This window comes from Vibrio sp. Y10_XG_PY6, assembly GCF_024181795.1.
Classification (GTDB): Bacteria; Pseudomonadota; Gammaproteobacteria; order Enterobacterales; family Vibrionaceae; genus Vibrio; species Vibrio diabolicus.
In genome coordinates this window covers 414,868-421,207 of sequence record NZ_JAMZAQ010000004.1, presented here as the reverse complement: position 1 = coordinate 421,207, position 6,340 = coordinate 414,868, and the positions used below count along the sequence as shown (strand labels likewise).

Annotated in this window: 7 protein-coding genes, 2 tRNA genes and 1 rRNA gene; 7 read left to right on the top strand and 3 right to left on the bottom strand. The window is 44.0% G+C overall.

The window, feature by feature from the left end; all coding sequences use genetic code 11:
- Positions 1–136 precede the first annotated feature (136 nt).
- The 6 genes from rrf to NL644_RS20520 all read left to right on the top strand — a co-directional run bounded on the left by rrf (position 137) and on the right by NL644_RS20520 (position 2,624).
- Positions 137–253 (top strand): 5S ribosomal RNA (rrf, locus tag NL644_RS20545).
- 46 nt (positions 254–299) lie between these two features.
- Positions 300–376, top strand: a tRNA-Asp gene (locus NL644_RS20540).
- 35 nt (positions 377–411) lie between these two features.
- A tRNA-Trp gene (locus tag NL644_RS20535) sits at positions 412–488 on the top strand.
- A gap of 336 nt (positions 489–824) precedes the next feature.
- On the top strand, positions 825–1,157 hold the full coding sequence (locus tag NL644_RS20530; protein WP_005391613.1) for a DUF1904 domain-containing protein: 333 nt from the start codon (positions 825–827) through the stop codon (positions 1,155–1,157).
- Between the two features lie 12 nt (positions 1,158–1,169).
- Positions 1,170–2,006, top strand: coding sequence for a penicillin-insensitive murein endopeptidase (mepA, locus tag NL644_RS20525; protein ID WP_114323874.1), 837 nt, complete (start codon positions 1,170–1,172; stop codon positions 2,004–2,006).
- Positions 2,007–2,315: 309 nt separating this feature from the next.
- Positions 2,316–2,624, top strand: a complete 309-nt coding sequence (locus tag NL644_RS20520; protein ID WP_005391608.1) for a hypothetical protein — start codon at positions 2,316–2,318, stop codon at positions 2,622–2,624.
- A gap of 42 nt (positions 2,625–2,666) precedes the next feature.
- On the opposite strand, the gene NL644_RS20515 is transcribed toward NL644_RS20520, so the two are convergent.
- The 3 genes from NL644_RS20515 to rdgC all read right to left on the bottom strand — a co-directional run bounded on the left by NL644_RS20515 (position 2,667) and on the right by rdgC (position 5,404).
- Positions 2,667–2,921 (bottom strand): YfhL family 4Fe-4S dicluster ferredoxin, encoded by a 255-nt coding sequence (locus NL644_RS20515; RefSeq protein ID WP_031780214.1) that lies wholly within the window; start codon positions 2,919–2,921, stop codon positions 2,667–2,669.
- A 2-nt stretch (positions 2,922–2,923) separates the two neighbouring features.
- Complete coding sequence (gene yegQ / locus NL644_RS20510; RefSeq protein WP_114323873.1) at positions 2,924–4,324, bottom strand: tRNA 5-hydroxyuridine modification protein YegQ; 1,401 nt, start codon at positions 4,322–4,324, stop codon at positions 2,924–2,926.
- Positions 4,325–4,489: 165 nt separating this feature from the next.
- Positions 4,490–5,404, bottom strand: a complete 915-nt coding sequence (rdgC, locus tag NL644_RS20505) for a recombination-associated protein RdgC (protein ID WP_005391604.1) — start codon at positions 5,402–5,404, stop codon at positions 4,490–4,492.
- 224 nt (positions 5,405–5,628) lie between these two features.
- On the opposite strand from rdgC, the gene phoB reads away from it, so the two are divergent.
- Positions 5,629–6,318 (top strand): phosphate regulon transcriptional regulator PhoB, encoded by a 690-nt coding sequence (gene phoB, locus NL644_RS20500; protein ID WP_005381752.1) that lies wholly within the window; start codon positions 5,629–5,631, stop codon positions 6,316–6,318.
- Positions 6,319–6,340 lie beyond the last annotated feature (22 nt).

The window sequence follows — 6,340 nt, the reverse complement described above, 5'->3', positions numbered from 1 at the left end:
GCGTTGAGCTAACCTGTACTAATTGCCCGTGAGGCTTAACCATACAACACCCAAGGGGTTTTGATGGACTCAATGAAAGAACATTGAATGTGTAAGAACGAGAATTAAGAAACAGCTTTCCAGATTAAAGAATTTGCTTGGCGACCATAGCGTTTTGGACCCACCTGATTTCCATGCCGAACTCAGAAGTGAAACGAAATAGCGCCGATGGTAGTGTGGGGCTTCCCCATGTGAGAGTAGGACATCGCCAGGCTTTAAATTTTGGACACTTGCTGATTACAAGCGAGTGATACCACTGCGGAGTGGTAGTTCAGTTGGTTAGAATACCGGCCTGTCACGCCGGGGGTCGCGGGTTCGAGTCCCGTCCACTCCGCCACTTATTTGAGAGTCGTCTCATTAAACACGAACTGCAGGGGTGTAGCTCCAATTGGCAGAGCAGCGGATTCCAAATCCGCGTGTTGGGAGTTCGAATCTCTCCACCCCTGCCATATATCAAGGCTCTGACTTAGGTCAGAGCCTTTTTCGTTTCTAGCGAATAGTTGTCGACATCTGATGCACATTGATCTTAAGAGCATATTACATCGGTGACTTAAGCCATTCTATTTTCCATTGCAATAGATTGCGTCACTAAGCTTCGGTGTATCGTTTTACCCTTTCTTACTTCTCTTCATACTCCCATTACTCTTCGTTAGTGAGCTAGTTGATTTACTACTTGATCTATATGACGTGTATAGAAAAGGTTAGTGGTTACATTGGCTTGGATGATTACTGACTTGGTTCCTGTTATTATCATGAGTTAATGCTAATAATTAGGAAGTAAGTTTATGCCACATTTTCGATTCCGTGCTGTAGAGCCGCAAGCTGTTCAGGCACTATCAAAGCCTCTGACGGATGAACTTCAGCCTCTGATGGACTGTCCGCGTGAGGATTTTACTTTTGAGTATATCTACACTACGTTTTTCAATGAGGGTGAGGTGAGTGCTGCATATCCTTTTGTCGAAGTGCTTTGGTTTGACCGTGGTCAGGAAGTACAAGATAAAGTTGCTAAGCTTATTACACAGCAAGTTCGTGGTATTGCTGGTGCAGATATTGATGTTGCTGTTATCTTTTCAGCTTTATCCCCTAAAGCTTATTACGATAATGGCGAACACTACTAAAGGCTAAAAGCTATGAAGCTGAGTTTCATTGTATCTTTGGGTTTATGTTTCTCAGCTTCTGTATACTCTACTCCTTGGGAGTCTGTTGCTAACCCTACCCGAAACTCTTCTTCCTCTATTGGTAGTTATGCCAACGGTTGTTTGGATGGCGCATTACCTTTGCCTCTTGATGGCGTTGGTTATCAAGTTTTACGTAGTAAAACGAAACGCTACTATGGGCACCCTAAAACGATAGAGTTTATTGAAAACCTAGCGCTTCAAGCTCATCAAAATCTCAACACAACGCTGCTTATAGGTGACCTGTCTTTACCAAGAGGAGGAAGGTTTTCTTCTGGCCATTCTAGTCACCAAACTGGGTTAGATATTGATATCTGGTTAAGACTCGCTGACCAACCGCTTTCTTATAACGAATTACAACTCCCTAAGCCAATGAGTGTGGTGGACTTAAAAGGGTATTCCATACTTACCCATCGCTGGGAAGATAGGCACTTTAGGCTGATTCGATATGCTGCACAGAGTGAGGATGTTGCACGAATTTTTGTACATCCTGTTATTAAGGAGCAGCTTTGCTCGCAAGAAGAAGGCAAAGAACGTTCTTGGTTACGTAAAGTTCGCCCTTGGTGGGGGCATCATTATCACTTCCACGTCAGGTTATCTTGTCCTGAGTCGAGTAGCTACTGTGTTGAACAAGCTCTGCCTCCCGCTGGTGATGGTTGTGGGGTAGAGCTCGCTAGTTGGGGACCGAAAGTTAAGCCTATCGATAAGCCGCCGTCTGCGAAAGTTATTGCTAAGCCCAAGCGAAAAAAAGCGATTCCACCGCAATGCCAATCACTTATCCCTACTAACTAGGTTTATATTCCCTTACGTATCTCTTTTATGAAACTGGAGAAACATCATACTTTTGTCTACAGTGAATAATACCAATACAAAAACTAACCTAATTAGTTTTGGTGACATAATATAGAAATCTAAATTAAACAAAGAGTTGTAGTATAGATAAGTCGTAACTTCTCTGTTTAGAAAGATCTTTCGTCACGATACTTTGGTTTCTTAGCAATATGTCTGTCAGTTGGCTAGCGAAGCAATAACAAGGCAGACAAGTGTGTGAGGCGGGAATGGATACTTCTCCTGCTAGAAGAGTAAATCAAGGATAAAACCATGACTATGATTTGTGCAAAAGAGTTTGCAGAGTGGTTAAGACACAGATTTAGCAGTGAAACGAAAGGGGTCTTATTGACTCGGGTTGATGTAAACCACCTGACAGGACGTCAGCGTCTTGATCCCGGATTTGTTAATGATGTGCATTACGAGCTGATGCAATATGGAATGGCTTTTGTTACGGACACGAGCCGAGAAAACTTTTATCTTGTGCCGGTTTCCCAAGCTGAAAATTGGCGAGATAGGTTAGAGTCTCATTTTGAAAAAGAGTTGTTTTGTAATATCTATCCTATTGAAAAGTCGGGTTAAAAAAAGGTTCAACTTTGTCTCCAAAGTTGAACCCACTTGTTCTTATGCTAACCCTTGAATAATCACGAACTTCTCCAGTAACTGCTCTTCTGTTTCGACATGATCCGGGTCTGTGATGATGCATTTTGTAATCGGACACACTGACTGACAGGTCGGCTTTTCGTAATGTCCCTTACACTCTGTACATAGAGCTGGGTCAATCTCGAAAATGCTTTCTCCCATGCTGATTGCCCCATTGGGGCATTCGGGATCGCACATGTCGCAGTTGATGCATTTGTCAGTAATGAGCAAGGCCATGATTACTTACCAGTCGGGTTACGGGTGTCCTGCCCTGAGTTTAAGTTACGCATCAATAGACCGTATTCTAAATCTAGATCTGCTGGTACTGGAATGAAGACGAAGTGACCATTCCCTTTGGCATCCTCAATAGGCTCTGACTTACGGTTTTCCATCGCTTCTAGCGTGAAAACAACATTACCTTTTGGCGTCATTAGCTCAAGACTATCACCGACAAGGAATTTGTTTTTCACTTCTACTTCAGCCATATCACCACGACGTTTACCAGTGAACTCACCGACAAACTGTTGAGCATCAGAGACTGAGTAGCCGTAATCGTAATTTTGGTAGGTGTCGTGAGTATGACGACGTAGGAAGCCTTCGGTATAGCCACGGTGAGCTAGGCTCTCTAGTGTGCCCATTAGGCTTTCATCAAATGGTCGGCCTGCTACAGCGTCATCAATCGCTTTACGGTAAACCTGTGCAGTACGAGCACAGTAATAGAATGATTTAGTACGACCTTCGATTTTCAGCGAGTGCACACCCATCTTAGTTAAGCGCTCAACATGCTGTACCGCACGTAGGTCTTTTGAGTTCATGATGTAAGTGCCGTGCTCATCTTCGTACGCTGCCATTTTTTCTTCTGGACGGTGCGCTTCAGAAAGTAGAACGACTTCATCCGTTGGTTTACCACGACCAATTGTGGTTTCAGGGCGTTCGTCTTGTACTTCGACAGGCTGTGCTTCAGATGGGTCAAATTTCTCTACGATATCACCAGCGTCGTTTTCTTTGCCTTCTTCCACTTTGTATTCCCAACGGCACGCGTTAGTGCAAGTGCCTTGGTTAGGATCACGTTTGTTGATGTAACCAGAAAGTAGGCAACGACCAGAATAAGCCATGCATAATGCACCGTGAACGAATACTTCAAGTTCAGTTTCAGGACAATGCTCACGAATTTCTTCGATTTCTTCTAAAGATAGTTCGCGAGAAACGATCACACGTTCCACGCCATTCGCTGCCCAGAACTTAACAGTCGCCCAGTTTACAGCGTTTGCTTGTACAGAAAGGTGAATTGGCATTTCTGGGAAAGCTTCACGAACCATCATGATTAGGCCTGGATCTGACATGATCAATGCGTCAGGACCCATCTCTACGATTGGCTTAAGATCACGGATGAACGTTTTTAGCTTCGAGTTGTGTGGTTGAATGTTACATACCACATAAAGCTTTTTGCCTAGAGCATGCGCTTCATCGATACCGATTTTTAGGTTTTCGTGGTTAAACTCATTGTTACGTACGCGAAGGCTGTAGCGAGGTTGGCCAGCGTAAACTGCATCTGCGCCGTAGGCGAATGCGTAACGCATGTTTTTCAGGCTTCCCGCAGGAGACAGTAGCTCAGGTACGAATGCTTTCTCAGTTGTCATTGCTCAATTCTCTTTTATCTGATCACAAGTCAGGCCAATTCCACCTAATGGAAATGGGGCGCAAATTTTACGTTAAAATGTGAACTGTGACTAGGGTAATTGTGCTTCAGATAGAAAAACGCCCTCAAAAAAAGTGAGGGCGTTATGGTTAACCTTTATACAATGTTAAGCGTTAGGATTTGGTAAGCCGCCTAGCGCATCATATAGGTTGGGTAGGAAAGCACTGAACTCCCCACACATCAGAGAGAAGTCTGCATCAAATCGAGCCGCTTGATCTTCACGTGGAATATCGTCATTTTGATCTTTCAATTCATCAGAGAATTTTAGACGCTTAATACCCGCATCTTCTGTCATGATGAATTCAATACGATCTTGCCAATTAAGTGCAAGCTTCGTTACGACTTTATCTGCTGCGATGTGGTTGCGGATTTCATCTGTGGTCAGCTCTTGCTTCTTACAACGAATCACGCCACCTTCTTCAAGCACGGATTTTAGCTCTGCTTCGTCCATCATGGTGATACCTTGAGGTGTGTCGCCCGTTTTCACCCACTCGGTTAGCGTTGTTTCAATCGCTACTTCTGGAATGGCAGGAACAACAGGTAAACTACCCATGGTTTTACGAAGTAGTGCTAATACGTCTTCCGCTTTTTTGTAGCTGCTTGCGTCAACAAGGATGAACCCTTCTTTTGGCATGATGAGCACGTGAGTGTGGCTGCTACGGCTAAATGCGCGAGGCAGTAAATCCATTACGATGTCATCTTTCAGGTTGTCTTTCTCTTTCTTCTTCAGAGGACGACCTTCTTGCGCTTCCATTGCTTCTACTTTTGCATTCAATGACTCTTTGATCACTGAGGCAGGTAGCATTTTCTCTTCTTTCTTGGCGCAAATCAGAATGCGGTTTTCTGACACGTGAGTCATCATGTCGCCATGTCTACCCATTGCACTGACCCAGCCAAATTTCTGTTTATCTTGACTGCCACATGGGGTGAATCGGAATTCAGACAGTTGAGTTTCTAGTTGTTCGGCGTTGAAAGTAACCTCGCGGTTAACGCGGTATACCAGACAGTTTTTAAACCACATAAATCTTCTCTAGGCTTGATGACAAGGGACTAATCATAGGGAATTTTTGTGCTGATGTCTTAATAGAAATGAAAAATATCCGAATGAACCTCAAAAGAAAGTTATATGAAAATTTGTTTTCAAAGGTCACAAAAGTGTCATAATTGGTAGTGATAATGCTTATGCATAGAGGGGCGCTTTGTCTCTTAAATTCATTAGCTCAACGAACATAAGGTTACTCAATTATGTCTAGAAGGATTCTGGTTGTTGAAGACGAAGCTCCTATTCGCGAAATGCTGTGCTTCGTACTTGAGCAGAAAGGTTACCAAGCGGTAGAAGCGGAAGATTACGATACTGCAGTAACCAAACTGGCTGAACCCTTCCCTGATTTAGTTTTACTGGATTGGATGTTACCAGGCGGCAGCGGCATTAACTTCATCAAACACATGAAGCGAGAGGAATTAACGCGCAACATTCCAGTTGTGATGCTTACCGCTCGTGGTGAAGAAGAAGATAAAGTGCGCGGTTTAGAAGTCGGTGCGGATGACTACATTACTAAGCCATTTTCTCCTAAAGAGTTGGTTGCCCGCTTAAAAGCGGTGATTCGTCGCGTAACCCCGACCGCATTGGAAGACGTAATTGATGTGCAGGGATTGAAGCTTGATCCTGTATCACACCGTGTCACGGCTAATGATGCACCATTAGATATGGGCCCAACAGAGTTTAAAATGCTGCATTTTTTCATGACGCATCAAGAGCGTGTGTACAGCCGTGAGCAGCTATTAAACAATGTTTGGGGTACTAACGTGTATGTTGAAGATCGTACGGTCGATGTTCATATTCGCCGCCTGCGTAAAGCATTGGAAGCCGCAGGTCATGATAAGCTGATCCAAACTGTTCGTGGTGCTGGATACCGCTTCTCGACAAAGGCATAAATTAACACGCAGCTTATCGGTA